This is a genomic window from Caballeronia sp. NCF2, assembly GCF_023631205.1.
Lineage (GTDB): Bacteria > Pseudomonadota > Gammaproteobacteria > Burkholderiales > Burkholderiaceae > Caballeronia > Caballeronia zhejiangensis.
Window position 1 is genome coordinate 16237 of sequence record NZ_JALQDN010000030.1, and the last position, 15702, is coordinate 31938.

A 15702-nucleotide genomic window follows, 5' to 3' on the forward strand; every position below is an offset into this window, starting at 1 on the left:
GTGCGGCCCGCCTAATTTCCCTTGCTGACCGTCGCGCGCTCGAACGCGTCGAGGAACGGCTTGAGCGCCGCGCGCTTCAGCTTCAGCGCCGCCTGATTCACGACGAGGCGCGAGGAAATCTGCATGATCTCTTCGACTTCGACGAGATTGTTCGCCCGCAGCGTGCCGCCCGAGCTGACCAGATCGACGATCGCATCGGCCAGGCCGACGAGCGGCGCGAGTTCCATCGATCCGTACAGCTTGATCAGATCGACGTGCACGCCCTTCGCCGCGAAATGCTGACGCGCGGTCTCCGTGTACTTCGTCGCGACCTTCAGACGCGCGCCCTGGCGCACCGCGCTCGCATAGTCGAACCCGTTCTTCACGGCCACCGACATACGGCAGCGCGCGATATCGAGATCGACCGGCTGATACAGGCCGCTGCCGCCGTGCTCGATCAGCACGTCCTTACCCGCGACGCCGAAATCGGCCGCGCCGTACTCGACGTAAGTCGGCACATCGGTCGCGCGCACGATGATCACGCGCAGATTCGGATTCGTCGTCGGAAGGATCAGTTTGCGCGAGCTTTCCGGATCTTCGGCCACCTGCACGCCCGCGGCGGCGAGCAGCGGCAGCGTCTCCTCGAAGATACGCCCTTTCGACAACGCGAGCGTGAGGGGCGCGCTCGGCTGCACCGACGACGACGTCTGCGGCAGCGAACTCATTGCTCGCTCCCGCTGCCCTTGATGCGGCGCACGTTCGCGCCGACCGCCGTCAGCTTCGATTCCATGCGGTCGTAGCCGCGATCCAGATGGTAGATGCGGTCGATCAGCGTTTCGCCGTCCGCGCACATCGCCGCGATCACGAGACTCGCCGACGCGCGCAGATCGGTCGCCATGACCTTCGCGCCGGACAGCTTCTCGACGCCGGCGATGAGCGCCGTGTTGCCGTCGATGGTGATGCTCGCGCCCAGACGATTCAGCTCCTGAACGTGCATGAAGCGGTTCTCGAAGATCGTCTCGACGACTTGCGACGTGCCCTTCGCGATCGTGTTGAGCGCCATGAACTGCGCCTGCATGTCGGTCGGGAACGCCGGGTATTCGGACGTGCGGATATTCACCGCTTCGGCGCGCTTGCCCATACGCACGCGCATCCAGTCGTCGCCTTCCTCGATCGTCACGCCGGCTTCGCGCAGCTTCGCCGTCACGGCGTCGAGCAGATGCGAGCTCACGCGACGCAGCGTGACGTCGCCGCCCGCGGCCGCGACCGCGCACAGGAACGTGCCCGCTTCAATGCGGTCCGGCACGACGTCGTGCTTCGCGCCGTGCAGCTTGTCGACGCCCTGAATCACGAGACGGTCGGTGCCGATGCCGTCGATCTTCGCGCCCATCTTCACGAGCAGATGCGCGAGGTCGCTCACTTCCGGTTCGCGCGCGGCGTTCTCGATGACCGTCTCGCCATCGGCCAGCACCGCCGCCATCAGCAGGTTCTCGGTGCCGGTGACGGTGATCATGTCGGTGATGATGCGCGCGCCCTTCAGACGCTTCGCGCGCGCTTCGATGAAGCCGTGCTCGATGTTGATCTCGGCGCCCATCGCCTGCAGGCCCTTGATGTGCTGATCGACCGGACGCGCGCCGATCGCGCAGCCGCCGGGCAGCGACACCTTCGCTTCGCCGAAGCGCGCGACGAGCGGACCGAGCACGAGAATCGACGCGCGCATCGTCTTGACCATTTCGTACGGCGCGACGAGCTTGTCGACCTTCGACGCGTTGAGGTTCACGCGCCCGTCGCCGGACACTTCGGACTGTACGCCCATCTGGCGCAACAGCTTGACCATCGTGCGAACGTCCTGAAGATTCGGCACGTTCGACAGATGGACGTCGTCGGCGGTGAGAAGGCTTGCGCAAAGAATCGGCAGCGCCGCGTTCTTCGCACCCGAAACGGTGATTTCGCCGGAGAGCTTCGCGCCTCCCGTGATGACCAGTTTATCCATGGCTTGTCCTTCGACCGAGCTGCCTGCGGTGCCCTTTTCAGCGCCGCCGTTGTCTTGAATGAATCGCACTCTTTACTGCCTTTGTCTTTCCGGTGATGCCGGTGTTACGTGTGTTGAGTCGTATGACCTGATTTGGCTTCGCCGGGTGGACTCAGGCCGATTTCCACTCGTCGGGGGTCAGGGTCTTCATGCTGAGTGCATGAATCTCCTGTTTCATGCGCTCGCCGAGCGCCGCATAAACCAGTTGATGACGCGCGATCAGCCGCTTGCCGACGAACGCGTCGCTCACGATGGTCGCGAAAAAATGCTGGCCATCGCCCTCCACTTCCAAATGCTGGCAAGCGAGGCCTTTGGCGATGTAATCCTTCACCTGCTCCGGAGTCGGCAACATGGTGGAAGTCTCCTTGAGAATTAGTGACGCAGCTTGTAGCCGCTCGCGAGCAGTCGCACGGCGATCAACGCCAGCACGGCCAAAAATCCGCCGACGATGCCGAGGCTCATCAACGGATTCACGTCGGACAGGCCGAAGAAGCCATAGCGAAAGCCGTCGATCATGTAGAAAAACGGGTTCAGATGCGACACCGCGCGCCACACGGGCGGCAGCGTATGTGTCGAGTAGAACACGCCTGAAAGAAACGTGAGCGGCATGATGAGGAAGTTCTGGAAAGCGGCCAGCTGGTCGAACTTGTCGGCCCAGATGCCCGCGATCAGACCCAGCGTGCCGAGAATGCCCGAACCGAGGATCGCGAACGCAATGATGTAGAGCGGCGCGGAAAACGACATCGGGATGAACCATATCGTCACGACGAACACGCCGAAGCCGACGCACAGGCCGCGCACGACCGACGCCAGCACATACGCAAAGAACATCTCCCAATGCGCGATCGGCGGCAGCAGCACGAACACCAGATTGCCGGTGATCTTCGACTGGATCAGCGACGACGAACTGTTCGCGAACGCGTTCTGCAGCACGCTCATCATCACGAGGCCGGGCACGAGAAAACTCGTATAACCGACGCCGGGATACACCTCGACGCGGCCGGAAAGCGCATGACCGAAGATCGTCAGGTACAGAAGCGCCGTCACGATCGGCGCGAGGACCGTCTGAAACGAAACCTTCCAGAAGCGCAGCAGCTCCTTGTAGAACAACGTCTGGAAGCCGCTCATGAAAGTCCCTCGACCACTTCCGGCTCGTTCATCACCTGCACGAACACGTCTTCCAGATCCGCCTTGCGCACTTCGATTTCATCGAACGTGCAGCCGGCCGCGCGGCATTTCGCGAGAATCGGCTCGACGTCGTCATAGCTCGCGAGACGCAGCAGATGTTGCGCGCCCATCACCGCGTGCGGATCGACTTCGAGCGCGCGCAAGTCCGCCGGCAACGCGCCGTTCGACAGACGCAGATACAGTTGCATGCCTGAAAAGCGCTGCAGCAGCGTGCTCGTGCGTTCGAGGGCGACGACTTCGCCGCGACGAAGCATCGCGAGCCGATGACACAGCGACTCGGCTTCTTCGAGATAGTGCGTCGTCAGGACGATCGTGTGGCCCTCGCGATTCAGGCGCGAGATGAATTTCCAGAGTGTCTGACGCAGTTCGACATCGACGCCGGCGGTGGGCTCGTCGAGCACGATCACCGGCGGCCGATGCACGAGCGCCTGCGCCACGAGCACGCGGCGCTTCATCCCGCCGGAGAGGGCGCGCGTGTTGACGTCGGCTTTCTCGGTGAGATCGAGATTGGCCATGACCTCGTCGATCCAGTCGTCGTTGTTGCGCAAGCCGAAATAGCCCGACTGGATGCGCAACGACTCGCGCACGGTGAAGAACGGATCGAACACCAGTTCCTGCGGCACGACGCCGAGCGCACGGCGCGCGGCCCGGAAGTCGCTGACGACATCGTGGCCACGCACGGAGATCGTGCCGCTATCGGCGCGCGCCAGACCGGCCAGAATGCTGATCAACGTGGTTTTGCCCGCACCGTTGGGGCCGAGCAAGCCGAAGAACTCGCCCTCTTCCACCGTGAGGCTCACGCCTTTGAGCGCCTGGAGATCCTTGTAGCGCTTCCTGACGTTTCGGATTTCTATGGCTGACATGGACAGTGCGCGCGCCTCGTGCGGCCGCGCCTCGATTGTGCGGACTTTCGCCTGACGTTCCCTTCCTCAGACAAAAAGGGCCGGGAGCGGCTGCGAAAAAAACGTTTGATTATAGGGCAAAGCCGTTGGAGCCGACTTCGGAGCGATCCTGATTGCGGCGACGCAGGGCCGCCGCTTCTGCGCGGAGTCAGAACAGGATCAATGTCGGAACGAGAGGAGCGTATCGACGCCATAGGCTCGCGCAAGACTGACGAGCCCGGAAGGAAGATTGACGACGCCGAGCGCGGCGCCGCGCGCGGTGGCTGCGCGCTGCCATGCGAGCAGCACGGCGAGCGCGGAAGAATCGAACTGCGTGAGCGGCGCGCAATCGACTTCGGTCGCGCCCGCAGCGATGCGCGACAGACCCGCTTCGAGCGCGGCCTTCGCGCTCTCGTGGGTCAGCGTCGCGGCCGTCTGAAAACGGCCGCCTGTGGCTGGCGTGCTCACGATGCCTTGCCGCTCGCGAGTTGCTCGTTACGCTGCGTCAGGAACTGCAGCAAGCCGCTCACGCCATTGCGCGAAATCTGCTCGTTGAATTGCTGCTGATACGCCTGGATCAGCCACGCGCCGAGCACGTTGATGTCGTACACGCGCCAGCCTTGCGCCGTCTTGTACAGGCGATAGTCGAGCTCGACCGGCGAGCCGTTGTTCATCACGACCGAGCGGACAACGACGTCGGTGTCGTCCGGATTGGCGCGGAACGGCTTGTATTGAACCGTCTGGTCGCGCACTTGCGCGAGCGCGCCGGAATACGTGCGGATCAGGAGCATCTTGAACTGCTCGACGATCTGCTTCTGCTGTTCGGGCGTCGCCGAATTCCAGTTGCGGCCCATCACGAGACGCGTCGTGCGCGTGAAATCCGTGTACGGCAGGATCTTTTGATTGACGAGCTCGGTGATCTTGTTGATGTCGCCCGAGCGGATCTTCGAGTCCGACTTGATTTCGTCGAGGACTTGTTGCGTGACCGTCTTGATCATCGTGTCGGGCGAGCTCGTATCGACGCTTTGCGCCGACGCTGTGCCACAAAACGCGACGAACATCGCGAAGATGGGGAGAAGCAAGAATTTTTTCATCACGGACCCTGCAAAAGTAGATGCTCCGGTTTGAGCGCGCCGCCCGATTCGAGTTCAGGCGACGCGGCATCCAAAGCGTAAGAAATATCGTTAGATATGTTACCGCGCGTTAGCGACAGGCCGCTCAACGCAAGCGGAATGAAGGGAAACCCGGCGGCGCGCGCGGCGGAACATACTGGTTGCCCGGCACGGTGTTGGCGCTACCACTCGCCGGTGCGGGTGCCGCCGCCGTACCCGAAGCCGCCGATGCGGCCGCGGCAGGCGCCGCCGTCGCCGATGCGCCTTCCGTGCCTTCATCGCCGTAATTCGGCAGCGGCGCTTCGCCGTAGTCCGGCATGCTGCCGTCGCCGCCCGAAATCAGATACTGACGACGCTGCAAGTATGCGTTTCGGACGAACGAATACTTGTCGAGCGCGGCATCGGCGAGCACGTCAGTCGCGCCCAGAAGATTCGCGCGCACGTTGACGAGGTTCACGCCATAGAGCGCCCAGCTCACCGAATCCGGGCTCACGTAGGTGAGCGGATTGCCGAAATAGTCGACCACGAGTCCGGCGGAATCTCGCACCGTGCTCGGCCCGAGCAGCGGCAGCACCACGTACGGACCGGACGGCACGCCATAGTGGCCGAGCGTCAGCCCGAAATCGCCGGAATGCTTCGGCAGCCGCGCGATGGTCGCGACGTCGAACAGGCCGCCGACGCCGAACAGCGTGTTGATCGCGACGCGCATGATGTCCGACACGCCGTCCGCAATTTTCAGTTGCGCCAGATTGTTCGCGGCGATGTACACGTCGCCGATATTCGAGAAGAAGTTGGTCACGCTGTTGCGCACCGGCTCCGGTACGAGCCACACGTAACCCTTCGCCACCGGCTTCACCGCGTACTGATCAACAGTGTCGTTGATCGTGAACATCGTCCGGTTATAGCTCTCGAATGGGTCCCCTTTGGTCGGCGTCGTCACCGTCGCGCAACCGGTGAGCGCAACGACGCCCGCCACCATGATTGCGCGCCGCAACCCAATCGCCTGCATGTTCTTCTCCTTATTGAGCGGCGGCCGATGCGGCGCTCGCACCTGCCGCGCCCGCCGCACCCGATGCGCCCATCGCGCTCGCCGCGCCCGGGAAAGCCGGCGCGGGTGCGGGCTCGGGCACAGCCGGCGCCCCCGACGATTTCGAGGCGCCCGAATCCGCCGCCTTGTTGTAGAGGAACTGGCCGATCAGGTTTTCGAGCACCACGGCCGATTGCGTCATCGTGATGGTGTCGCCGTTCTTGAGCATCTGATCGTCGCCGCCCGGCTCGAGGCCGATGTATTGCTCGCCGAGCAAGCCGGAAGTCAGGATCTTCGCGGACGAATCCTTCGGAAACTGATACTGCTTGTCGATATCGATCGTGACCACGGCCTGATACGTGTTCGCATCGAAGCCGATGCTGCCGACGCGCCCGACCGTCACGCCCGCGCTCTTCACGGGCGCGCGCGCCTTCAGTCCGCCGATGTTGTCGAACTTCAGTTTCACCGCGTAGGTTTGCTGGAACGACAGGGAGCTCATGTTGCCCGCCTTCAGCGCGAGAAAGAGCAGCGCCACGAAACCGAGCACCACGAAGAGGCCGACCCAAAAGTCGAGAGCAGTCTTTTTCATCGTCTTCCCAAAGAGAATCTTTTCGCAGATGGCGCGTGACGGTCTGTGCCCTTCACAACGCCTGCGCCTCGTGCGGCGCCTGCGCTTGGTTCATTAGCTGAACATCAGTGCGGTGAGCAGGAAATCGAGCCCGAGCACGGCGAGCGACGCATATACGACCGTTTTCGTCGTCGCGCGCGACACGCCTTCGGGCGTTGGCCGTGCTTCGTATCCCTGGAACAACGCGATGAACGTCACCGCGAAGCCGAACACGATGCTCTTGATGACGCCGTTCCCGACATCGCGCCACACGTCCACGCCGCCTTGCATCTGCGACCAGAACGCGCCCGGATCGACGCCGATCAGCATCACGCCGACGACGTAGCCGCCGATGATGCCGACCGCGCTGAAAATGGCCGCCAGCACCGGCATGGCGACGATGCCCGCCCACATGCGCGGCGCGACGACCACCTTGAGCGGATCGACCGCCATCATTTCCATTGCGGTGAGTTGCTCGCCGGCTTTCATCAAGCCGATTTCGGCGGTCAGCGACGTGCCCGCGCGCCCCGCGAACAGTAGCGCCGTGACGACCGGCCCGAGCTCGCGCACGAGCGAGAGCGCCACCAGAAGCCCGAGCGCCTGTTCCGAACCGTAGCGGCTCAGCGTGTAATAGCCCTGCAAGCCGAGCACGAAGCCGACGAACAAACCCGACACCGCGATGATGACGAGCGAATAATTGCCGACGAAGTGGATCTGTTTCGTGACGAGGCGCGGGCGGCGCAACAGCGGAAAAAATTCGACCACGAGGCGCAGGAACATGCGCGTTGCGTAGCCTGCGGTGCCGAAACCGTCGAGCACCCAGCGTCCGAGCGCGCTGATCATGCCTGCCCTCCGATGCCGAAATCTGCGGCGAGCGGCGTGCTCGCATAGTGGAACTTGAATGGGCCGTCGGGCGTGCCGTCGATGAACTGGCGCACGGTCGGATCCTGCGATGCGCGCAGTTGCGCCGGCGTGCCTTCGGCGTGAATGCCGCCGTTCGCGATGAAATACACGTAGTCCGCGATCGCGAAGGATTCCGGTACGTCGTGCGTAACGAGAATGGACGTTGCGCCGAGCGCGTCGTTGATCGTGCGGATGAGCTGCGCCGTGATGCCGAGCGAAATGGGATCGAGGCCGGCGAACGGCTCGTCGTACATCATCAACTGGGGATCGAGCGCGATTGCGCGGGCGAGCGCCACGCGGCGCGCCATGCCGCCCGAAATCTCCGACGGCGCGAGATCGCGCGCGCCGCGCAGGCCGACCGCGTTCAGCTTCATCAGCACGAGATCGCGGATCAGCGCTTCCGGAAGGTCCGTGTGTTCGCGCAGCGGGAACGCGACGTTCTCGAACACCGTCTGGTCGGTGAACAACGCGCCGAACTGGAACAGCATGCCCATCTTCCGGCGCAGCGCGTACAGACCGTCGCGCGTCTGGGCGCCGACGTCCTGTCCGTCGAACATGACTTTGCCGCGACTCGCCTTCACGAGACCGCCGACCAGACGCAAGGTCGTGGTTTTGCCGCAGCCTGAGCCGCCCATGACCGCGACCACCTGCCCACGCGTGAATCGCATGTTCAGGTTCGACAGGACGAGCCGGTCGCCGTAGCCGAAGTCGACGTCGCGTAGCTCTAGCAGAGTCTCGGAGAAAGCAGGCACTGGGTAAGAGATTCCGTTGGCGCAAGAGGCCGAATTATAGGGCCTGCGCGCAATCGGTGCTTTGCCTAGGCGTGTATCCCCTTGCTTTTGGGACTTTTCACCGTTGACCTGCGAACATTTTTTGCAGTGACAAAACCGCCGCGGCTGTGTCCGGTGCCTCGGTGACCGCGCGCACGACCGCCGCGCTGAGCACGCCGGTTTCCAGCACGCCCGGCATCGCCTTGGCGTCGATTCCACCAATGGCGACAAGCGGCACCCGCCCCGACAGCAGTTGCACGTAGCGCGACAGGCGCGCCAACCCTTGCGGCTTGGTCGGCATGACTTTCGTCGTGGTCGGGAAGACGGCGCCGAGCGCAAGGTAGCTCGGCTTGAAGTGCAGCGCGCGCAACATCTCGTAATAGCCGTGCGTCGACAGACCGAGCCGCACGCCGGCTTTCGCGATGGCGCTCAGGTCGGCCGTCTGCACGTCTTCCTGTCCGAGGTGCACGCCGTACGCGCCCGCCGCAATCGCCTCGCGCCAATGATCGTTGATGAAAACCTGTGCGTCATGCCGACGTCCCGCCTCGACCGAGCGCGAGATTTCGCGCTGCAAGTCGGCGGCGTCGGCGGTTTTGCGGCGCAGTTGCGTCGTGCGGACGCCGAGATCGAGCACGCGCTCGACCCAGTCGGCGCTCGGCAGCACCGGATACAGGCCGAGCCGATCGGGGCACGCCGGGAATCCGCCTTCGGGCGCGGCGGGCAGATCGGCGACGCGCGGAAACGTCGCGAAATCGACGGGCCACGCGTCGTCCTTGTTCTCATCGCCCGCGCGCCAGGCGAGCGCGAGCGTCAGCGCGTCGTGCGGCTCGAAATTGCAGTCGAGGAAGGCGGCGAGCGCGGAAAGCCAATCATCCGACCATTCGCCTTCGAGCGCGAAACGCTCGTCGCCACGACGCAGCGTGACGCGATCGCCATGCGCTTCGAGGATTGCCGCGGCGCCGTTCGCGGCCACATCGTGCGGCTCGTTGAACACGATGATGTCGCTCGCCTGCGGCGATTCCGGCGCGGTCAGGCAGATGCGCCAGCGCGTTTCCGCCGCGGGCCATTCGCCGAGACGCGCGCGAATCCGCTCGGCGACTTCAGTCAGCTCGTCCGCCGGCGGCCAGAACACTTCACGATTCAACAAGCTCATGCCGCGCCTCCGTCCTGATGCCAGAACGGCATGCCGACGACCGGCGTGCTCGCCTGCGCGCTGTCGCGCTCGGCCATGGGGCCCGCGAGGAACGCGGTGCGCCCCGCTTCGACGCCGAGCGCGAACGCGCGCGCCATCTGCGGCGGGAAGGTTGCCTGCGAGACGGCCGTGTTGAGCAGCACGCCATCGAAGCCCCATTCCATCACCTGACACGCATGCGACGGCACGCCGAGACCGGCATCGACGATCAGCGGCACATCCGGCAGACGCTCGCGCAAGGTGCGCAGCCCGTATGGATTCGTCACGCCCTTGCCCGTGCCGATGGGCGCGCCCCACGGCATCAGCGCTTCGCAGCCGGCATCGAGCAGACGCCGGCCGATGACGAGATCTTCCGTGCAGTAAGGCAGCACCTTGAAGCCATCGCGGATCAGCTTGGCCGCCGCTTCGACGAGGCCGATCGGATCGGGCTGCAGCGTGTAGTCGTCGCCGATCAATTCCAGTTTGATCCACGGCGTCTCGAACACTTCGCGCGCCATGTGCGCGGTCGTCAGCACCTCGTCGACGCTCTGGCAGCCCGCCGTGTTCGGCAAAAGCGCGACGCCGTGGCGCTTGAGCACATCGAAGAAGCCGGCTTCCCCGGTCTCCGACTGACGGCGCAGCGCGACCGTGACCATGCCCGGCCGAGCGGCGTCGATGGAGTCGGAAAGCGATTGCAGCGACGGATAACGCGACGTGCCGAGCAGCACGCGGCTCGGAAACGTCTCGCCGTAGAGCGTGAGGACGTCGGCGGTGGAAATGGTCATGGTTCGATCCTTCGGTTCGGAGTTCAGCCGCCCGCGACGGGCGACACGACGTCGAGCTTGTCGCCGGCGACGAGCGTTTTCGTGGCGTGTTCGCCGCGCGCGACGAACTGGCCGTTCAGCGCGACCGCGAACGGCGGTTTCGCGCCGAACGCGGCGAGCGCGTCGGTGACGGTGGTGGCGTCGGGCAAATCGAAGACGCGCTGATTGATGTGGATGTTCATGGTTGTTTCCTGATGACTAGAGCGCTGGCGCAACCGCGAACTCGCCGTGCAGCAGTTCGGGCCAGCGCGCGGCGCTGCGGAAATCGGAGAAGGCCTCGGCATCGGCGATATCGCCGGAAGCGAGCGCGTCGGCGAGACGGCACGCGGCATCCGCGACTTCGGGCGCGATCATGAAGCCGTGCCGGTACAAGCCGTTCACGCGCAAGGTCCGCGCCCCGTCCCAGACGATCGCCGGCCGGTGATCCGGCAAGGTCGGCCGGCAATGCGAGTTCAGTTCGAGGATGCGCGCCTCGCCGAAACCCGGATGCACCGCGAACGCGGCGCTCAGCAGCTCGAGCGCCGAACGTACGCTCACGGGCGACATGTCCTCGCCCTCGACTTCCGTCGCGCCGATCACGTAGAGATCGTTCTCCTTCGGCGCGATGTAGAGCGGATAGCGCGGATGCAAGAGCCGCACCGGCCGCGTCAGCCCGATGCCCGGCGCGTGCACGCGCGCGACTTCGCCGCGAATGCCGCGCAGCGCGGGCCACGCGGGCTTCCCGCCGAGGCCGCGGCAATCGATGATCCAGCGCGCGTCGGGCATCGCATCGACGGCGGTGTTCCAGTGCGTACGCACGCCGCGCGCGGCAAGTCCGGCGGCGAGCGCGCCAAGCGCCTGACGGTTGTCGAGTTGGCCTTCGTTCGGCAGCAGCCAGCCCTGCGCGAAGCGCGTTCCGAGCGCCGGCTCGGCTTGCGCGACTTGCGCGCCCGCGAGCTTGACGAAGCCGCCGTCGAGCAGATCGGCGGGCGAATTGGCCTTGAGACGGCGTTCGAAGAGCGGCGCTTCGGCGCGATCCGCGCCGTGCCAGACGACGAGCGTGCCGTTGCGCTGAAAGAAAACCGGCTCGGGCAATTGCGCGATGAGTTCAGGCCAGCGTTCGAGCGATGCCGCCCCCAGCCCGACGACGAGCGGCTCCGCGCTCGCCGCTTCCGCGAGCGGCGCGAGCATGGCGGCGGCGACCCACGCGGCCGACTGTGTGCCGGCGGCGTCGCCGCGTTCGTAAAGCGCGACGTCGTGGCCCGCGCCCGCGAGTTGCCAGGCGACGAGCCGTCCGACGAGCCCGCCGCCGACGACGGCGAAATCCGGCCGGCGCGCGGCGCCCTGATCGATTCTGTTCATCAATTCGATGTCTCCATACGCGTAACGCTGCGCTGCACGATGGAGACGAAAGACGCGATCCCGATCGTGCTGGCGCGGCGCCACATCACGAGGACGAAATCAGCGGGAGAGACCGGCTCGGCAGCGCATGAAGCGCGCCGGGCGCGAAGAAAGGACTGGAAGAGACTGGAGGAATGGCGCGAGGCTCGCGCGGTCTCCGGAAACTTCCCTCGCCGGTATTACCCGGATCGGGTGCAAAGGGTCTCTCTCAGCCTCGCCGCGCTGCCGACCGTTCCGGCCGCCGATGCACGCGAAGCACCCCTGTTTCGTCGAGGGTCATTAAAACATGAAAGGCGAAGGCGCTGCAAACCGGGATTCCCCGCCTTTTATCGTGCGCGGCGGCACTCTGGCACAATGCCGCGAACATGGTTCGCAGGACGATCGCCCGAAATTAAGTGAGCGTTAAGCGAACCCCGGAACAATCTGCGGAGCCGGAAAACGCCGCGCGCGGCCCGGCCGCGGACGTAACAATCGGGCGCCACGAGGCGCATCAGCAGGAAGCTCATGACCAACACCCATACCGAAAGCACGCAGCAGAAGGCCGACGAAGTCTCGGCGTGGAGCCTCATCAAGCCCTACTGGGTGTCGGAGGAGCGCGGCTTCGCGTGGGGCCTTCTCGTCGCGATCATCGCGATCAACATGACCGTTGTGTGGATCAACGTCCGGCTCAACAGCTGGAACGCCGACTTCTACAACGCGCTGCAGAACAAGAACGTCAAGGACTTTCCGCATCTGCTGCTGATCTTCACGGGCCTCGCGTTCGCGTACATCCTGCTCGCGGTGTACGGTCGATATCTGCGGCAGATGCTCGCGTTTCGCTGGCGTCAATGGCTCACCAACCGCTTTCTGGAACAATGGCTCGGTGACAAGGCGTTCTACCGCATCGAGCGCGACCGCCTCGCCGACAACCCCGACCAGCGTATTTCCGACGACCTGCAATCCTTCGCCACCACCACGCTTTCGCTCTCGCTCGATCTGCTTTCGACGCTCGTCACGCTCGTCACTTTCATCACGATTCTCTGGACCATCGCGGGCGCGCTGACCTTCTCGCTCGGCGGCACGCCGATCACGATTCCGGGCTATATGGTCTGGGCCGCCGCGCTCTACGCGATTCTCGGCTCGCTGATCATCCAGAAGGTCGGGCATCCGCTCGTGTCGATCAACTATCAGCAGCAGAAGGTCGAGGCCGATTTCCGTTTCGGCCTGATCCGCGTGCGCGAGAACGCCGAACAGATTGCGTTTTATGACGGCATCGCGACCGAAACGGCGAACGCAAAGACCATCTTCCAGCGCATTCGCGACAACTGGTGGTTGATCATGAAGTACACGAAGCGCATGACCTTCGTGCTGTCGTTCTACGGGCAGATCGCGATCATTTTCCCGATCATGGTCGCCGCGCCGCGCTACTTCGCGGGCGCGTTTTCGTTCGGCGTGCTGATGCAGATTTCATCGGCGTTCGGCACGGTCAGCGATTCGTTTTCGTGGTTCATCAACAGTTATTCGACGTTGGTCGAATGGCGCGCGACCGTGAATCGTCTGCGCGAATTCAAGCGCGTGATGCGCTCGACGCATATCCGCGAAGAAACGTCGCCGGCGACGGAGCGCGGCGGCATCAACCTGCACTACACGAGCACGCCGTCGCTCACGACGAACGGGCTCATGCTCGCGCTGCCCAACGGCACGCCGCTTTCGCGCGTGGCGAACGTGTCGATCGAGCCGGGTTCGCGCTGGCTGGTCGTCGGTCCATCGGGCTCGGGCAAGAGCACGTTGATGCGCGCGCTCGCGGGTCTTTGGCCGTTCGGCGACGGCACGATCGACGCGCCCGTCGACGCGAAGATGATGTTCGTCCCGCAGATGAGTTATCTGCCGATCGGCACGTTGCGCGCGGCGCTTTCGTATCCGTCGGCGGGCGGAACGTTCAGTGATGAAGAGTCGCGCGACGCGCTGCGTCTGTGCAATCTCGAGGCGTATGCGGATCGGCTGGAGGAAAGCGCGCATTGGGCGCGGAGTCTGTCGCCGGGCGAGCAGCAACGGCTTGCTGCCGCGCGCGTGCTGTTGCACAAGCCGGACTTCGTGTTCCTCGACGAAGCCACGAGCGCGCTCGACGCCGAGAACGAGATGCATATCTACAACATGCTGGTCGAGCGGCTTCCGAAGGCGGCGATTGTGAGCGTGGCGCATCGCGAGTCGGTCGCGATGTTCCATGATTACAAGATCGAGATCGAGAGGGCGATGGCGGAGGTTTGACCCGTCCGCGCTCAAAAGCAAAAGGCCACGCGATTGCGTGGCCTTTTTGCATGAAGCGTCGAGCGACGCTTACCGCGGCAACTCGCTCGATCCCATCAGATACGCATCCACCGATCGTGCGCACTGACGTCCTTCGCGAATCGCCCAGACGACCAGCGACTGCCCGCGACGCATATCGCCGGCGGTGAAGACTTTATCGACCGACGTGTAATACGCCTTGTCGCCTTCGGTCGCGGCGCGCACGTTGCCGCGCGCATCCTTCTCGACGCCGAACGCATCCAGCACCGGCGACACCGGCTGCGTGAAGCCCATCGCGAGCAGCACGAGATCGGCCTTCATCTCGAACTCGGAACCCGGCACTTCCTGCATCTTGCCGCCCTTCCACTCGACGCGCACGGCGATCAGCTTCTCGACCTTGCCGTTCTTGCCTTCGAAGCGCTTCGTCGCAACCGACCAGTCGCGCTCGCAACCTTCTTCATGCGACGACGACGTACGCAGCTTGATCGGCCAGTACGGCCACACGAGCGGCTTGTTCTCTTCCTCGGGCGGCTGCGCGAGCAGTTCGAACTGCGTCACGCTCTTCGCGCCATGACGATTCGACGTGCCCACGCAATCCGAACCCGTATCGCCGCCGCCGATCACGACGACATGCTTGCCCTTCGCGAGCAGTTGATCCGGCAGCTTGTCGCCCGCGTTGACCTTGTTCTGCTGCGGCAGGAATTCCATCGCGTAGTAGATGCCTTCGAGCTCGCGCCCCGGCACCGGCAGATCGCGCGGCGTTTCCGAGCCGCCCGCGATCACGACCGCGTCGAACTGTTCCTTCAGCTCGTCGGGCGTGATGGTTTCCTTCGCCGTATTCGCGATGTATTCCGGCAGCGCATCCTTGCCGATGAACACGTTCGTGCGGAACGACACGCCTTCCGCCTCCATCTGACGCATGCGGCGATCGATCAGCCACTTCTCCAGCTTGAAATCGGGGATGCCGTAACGCAGCAGACCGCCGATGCGATCGTTCTTCTCGAACACGACGACTTCATGGCCCGCGCGTCCGAGTTGCTGCGCGGCCGCGAGACCCGCGGGCCCCGAACCGACGACGGCGACCTTCTTGCCCGTCTTGTGCTTCGGCGGTTGCGGCACGACCCAGCCTTCGGCGAAAGCCTTGTCGATGATCGCGTGCTCGATCGACTTGATGCCGACCGGATCGTCGTTGATGCCCAATGTGCACGCCGCTTCGCACGGCGCCGGGCAGATGCGGCCCGTGAATTCCGGGAAGTTGTTGGTCGAATGCAGCACGTTGATCGCGCTCTTCCAGTCCTGCTGGAACACGAGATCGTTGAAGTCCGGAATGATGTTGTTGACCGGGCAGCCGTTGTTGCAGAACGGAATGCCGCAGTCCATGCAGCGCGCGCCTTGAACCTTCGCGTCTTCATCGGTCAGCGCGGCGACGAATTCCTTGTAATGCTTGACGCGGGTAAGCGGAGCTTCGTACGCCTCGTGGCGGCGTTCGAACTCGAGAAAACCGGTTGCCTTGCCCATTTCTTTCTCTGTATTTGGTGAGGATCGCGGGCGCTCCCGGAGCGC

General features: G+C 64.2%; 17 protein-coding genes and 1 riboswitch. Of the genes, 1 reads left to right on the forward strand and 16 read right to left on the reverse strand.

Features of this window, described 5'->3' with window-relative positions:
• Window positions 1-11: 11 nt before the first annotated feature.
• The 15 genes from hisG to NCS02_RS12760 form a co-directional block, all read right to left on the reverse strand.
• The gene (gene hisG, locus NCS02_RS12690; RefSeq protein ID WP_008344130.1) at window positions 12-704 is read right to left on the reverse strand and encodes an ATP phosphoribosyltransferase; all 693 of its coding nucleotides are present in this window, start codon (window positions 702-704) and stop codon (window positions 12-14) included.
• Complete coding sequence (gene murA, locus NCS02_RS12695; RefSeq protein ID WP_008344128.1) at window positions 701-1972, reverse strand: UDP-N-acetylglucosamine 1-carboxyvinyltransferase; 1272 nt, start codon at window positions 1970-1972, stop codon at window positions 701-703. The genes hisG and murA overlap by 4 nt, the downstream gene beginning before the upstream one ends.
• A 151-nt stretch (window positions 1973-2123) precedes the next feature.
• Complete coding sequence (locus NCS02_RS12700; RefSeq protein WP_008344127.1) at window positions 2124-2363, reverse strand: BolA family protein; 240 nt, start codon at window positions 2361-2363, stop codon at window positions 2124-2126.
• A gap of 20 nt (window positions 2364-2383) precedes the next feature.
• Window positions 2384-3139 (reverse strand): ABC transporter permease, encoded by a 756-nt coding sequence (locus NCS02_RS12705; protein WP_008344126.1) that lies wholly within the window; start codon window positions 3137-3139, stop codon window positions 2384-2386.
• Complete coding sequence (locus NCS02_RS12710; RefSeq protein ID WP_008344124.1) at window positions 3136-4062, reverse strand: ABC transporter ATP-binding protein; 927 nt, start codon at window positions 4060-4062, stop codon at window positions 3136-3138. Before NCS02_RS12710 ends, NCS02_RS12705 begins: the two co-directional genes overlap by 4 nt.
• Before the next feature lie 198 nt (window positions 4063-4260).
• On the reverse strand, window positions 4261-4548 hold the full coding sequence (locus tag NCS02_RS12715; protein ID WP_081851876.1) for an STAS domain-containing protein: 288 nt from the start codon (window positions 4546-4548) through the stop codon (window positions 4261-4263).
• Window positions 4545-5174 carry an MlaC/ttg2D family ABC transporter substrate-binding protein gene (locus NCS02_RS12720; RefSeq protein ID WP_008344118.1) on the reverse strand — a complete coding sequence of 210 codons (630 nt, stop codon included), beginning with the start codon at window positions 5172-5174 and terminating at the stop codon, window positions 4545-4547. The genes NCS02_RS12715 and NCS02_RS12720 overlap by 4 nt, the downstream gene beginning before the upstream one ends.
• Window positions 5175-5298: 124 nt before the next feature.
• Complete coding sequence (locus tag NCS02_RS12725) at window positions 5299-6201, reverse strand: MlaA family lipoprotein (RefSeq protein ID WP_250519784.1); 903 nt, start codon at window positions 6199-6201, stop codon at window positions 5299-5301.
• Window positions 6202-6211: 10 nt separating this feature from the next.
• Window positions 6212-6808 (reverse strand): outer membrane lipid asymmetry maintenance protein MlaD, encoded by a 597-nt coding sequence (gene mlaD / locus NCS02_RS12730; RefSeq protein WP_239295404.1) that lies wholly within the window; start codon window positions 6806-6808, stop codon window positions 6212-6214.
• A 93-nt stretch (window positions 6809-6901) separates the two neighbouring features.
• On the reverse strand, window positions 6902-7669 hold the full coding sequence (gene mlaE / locus NCS02_RS12735) for a lipid asymmetry maintenance ABC transporter permease subunit MlaE (RefSeq protein ID WP_008344114.1): 768 nt from the start codon (window positions 7667-7669) through the stop codon (window positions 6902-6904).
• Window positions 7666-8481, reverse strand: a complete 816-nt coding sequence (locus NCS02_RS12740; protein ID WP_008344112.1) for an ABC transporter ATP-binding protein — start codon at window positions 8479-8481, stop codon at window positions 7666-7668. Before NCS02_RS12740 ends, mlaE begins: the two co-directional genes overlap by 4 nt.
• A 97-nt stretch (window positions 8482-8578) precedes the next feature.
• On the reverse strand, window positions 8579-9652 hold the full coding sequence (thiE, locus tag NCS02_RS12745; protein WP_250519785.1) for a thiamine phosphate synthase: 1074 nt from the start codon (window positions 9650-9652) through the stop codon (window positions 8579-8581).
• Window positions 9649-10455, reverse strand: a complete 807-nt coding sequence (locus NCS02_RS12750; protein WP_008344109.1) for a thiazole synthase — start codon at window positions 10453-10455, stop codon at window positions 9649-9651. Before NCS02_RS12750 ends, thiE begins: the two co-directional genes overlap by 4 nt.
• A gap of 23 nt (window positions 10456-10478) precedes the next feature.
• Window positions 10479-10676, reverse strand: coding sequence for a sulfur carrier protein ThiS (gene thiS / locus NCS02_RS12755; protein ID WP_175983054.1), 198 nt, complete (start codon window positions 10674-10676; stop codon window positions 10479-10481).
• A 16-nt stretch (window positions 10677-10692) separates the two neighbouring features.
• Window positions 10693-11835, reverse strand: a complete 1143-nt coding sequence (locus tag NCS02_RS12760; RefSeq protein ID WP_250459027.1) for an FAD-dependent oxidoreductase — start codon at window positions 11833-11835, stop codon at window positions 10693-10695.
• A gap of 187 nt (window positions 11836-12022) precedes the next feature.
• Window positions 12023-12147: riboswitch (TPP riboswitch) on the reverse strand.
• 231 nt (window positions 12148-12378) lie between these two features.
• On the opposite strand from NCS02_RS12760, the gene NCS02_RS12765 reads away from it, so the two are divergent.
• Window positions 12379-14121, forward strand: a complete 1743-nt coding sequence (locus NCS02_RS12765; protein WP_250523163.1) for an ABC transporter ATP-binding protein/permease — start codon at window positions 12379-12381, stop codon at window positions 14119-14121.
• 69 nt (window positions 14122-14190) lie between these two features.
• On the opposite strand, the gene NCS02_RS12770 is transcribed toward NCS02_RS12765, so the two are convergent.
• On the reverse strand, window positions 14191-15657 hold the full coding sequence (locus NCS02_RS12770; RefSeq protein WP_008344103.1) for a glutamate synthase subunit beta: 1467 nt from the start codon (window positions 15655-15657) through the stop codon (window positions 14191-14193).
• Window positions 15658-15702: the final 45 nt, after the last annotated feature.

Excerpts from the sequence above, each read along its gene's own strand:
- hisG (WP_008344130.1), bottom strand. The coding sequence starts at position 704 with ATGAGTTCGCTGCCGCAGACGTCGTCGTCGGTGCAGCCGAGCGCGCCC.
- murA (WP_008344128.1), bottom strand. The coding sequence starts at position 1,972 with ATGGATAAACTGGTCATCACGGGAGGCGCGAAGCTCTCCGGCGAAATC.
- NCS02_RS12700 (WP_008344127.1), bottom strand. The coding sequence starts at position 2,363 with ATGTTGCCGACTCCGGAGCAGGTGAAGGATTACATCGCCAAAGGCCTC.
- NCS02_RS12705 (WP_008344126.1), bottom strand. The coding sequence starts at position 3,139 with ATGAGCGGCTTCCAGACGTTGTTCTACAAGGAGCTGCTGCGCTTCTGG.
- NCS02_RS12710 (WP_008344124.1), bottom strand. The coding sequence starts at position 4,062 with ATGTCAGCCATAGAAATCCGAAACGTCAGGAAGCGCTACAAGGATCTC.
- NCS02_RS12720 (WP_008344118.1), bottom strand. The coding sequence starts at position 5,174 with ATGAAAAAATTCTTGCTTCTCCCCATCTTCGCGATGTTCGTCGCGTTT.
- NCS02_RS12725 (WP_250519784.1), bottom strand. The coding sequence starts at position 6,201 with ATGCAGGCGATTGGGTTGCGGCGCGCAATCATGGTGGCGGGCGTCGTT.
- mlaD (WP_239295404.1), bottom strand. The coding sequence starts at position 6,808 with ATGAAAAAGACTGCTCTCGACTTTTGGGTCGGCCTCTTCGTGGTGCTC.
- mlaE (WP_008344114.1), bottom strand. The coding sequence starts at position 7,669 with ATGATCAGCGCGCTCGGACGCTGGGTGCTCGACGGTTTCGGCACCGCA.
- thiE (WP_250519785.1), bottom strand. The coding sequence starts at position 9,652 with ATGAGCTTGTTGAATCGTGAAGTGTTCTGGCCGCCGGCGGACGAGCTG.
- NCS02_RS12750 (WP_008344109.1), bottom strand. The coding sequence starts at position 10,455 with ATGACCATTTCCACCGCCGACGTCCTCACGCTCTACGGCGAGACGTTT.
- thiS (WP_175983054.1), bottom strand. The coding sequence starts at position 10,676 with ATGAACATCCACATCAATCAGCGCGTCTTCGATTTGCCCGACGCCACC.
- NCS02_RS12760 (WP_250459027.1), bottom strand. The coding sequence starts at position 11,835 with ATGAACAGAATCGATCAGGGCGCCGCGCGCCGGCCGGATTTCGCCGTC.
- NCS02_RS12765 (WP_250523163.1), top strand. The coding sequence starts at position 12,379 with ATGACCAACACCCATACCGAAAGCACGCAGCAGAAGGCCGACGAAGTC.
- NCS02_RS12770 (WP_008344103.1), bottom strand. The coding sequence starts at position 15,657 with ATGGGCAAGGCAACCGGTTTTCTCGAGTTCGAACGCCGCCACGAGGCG.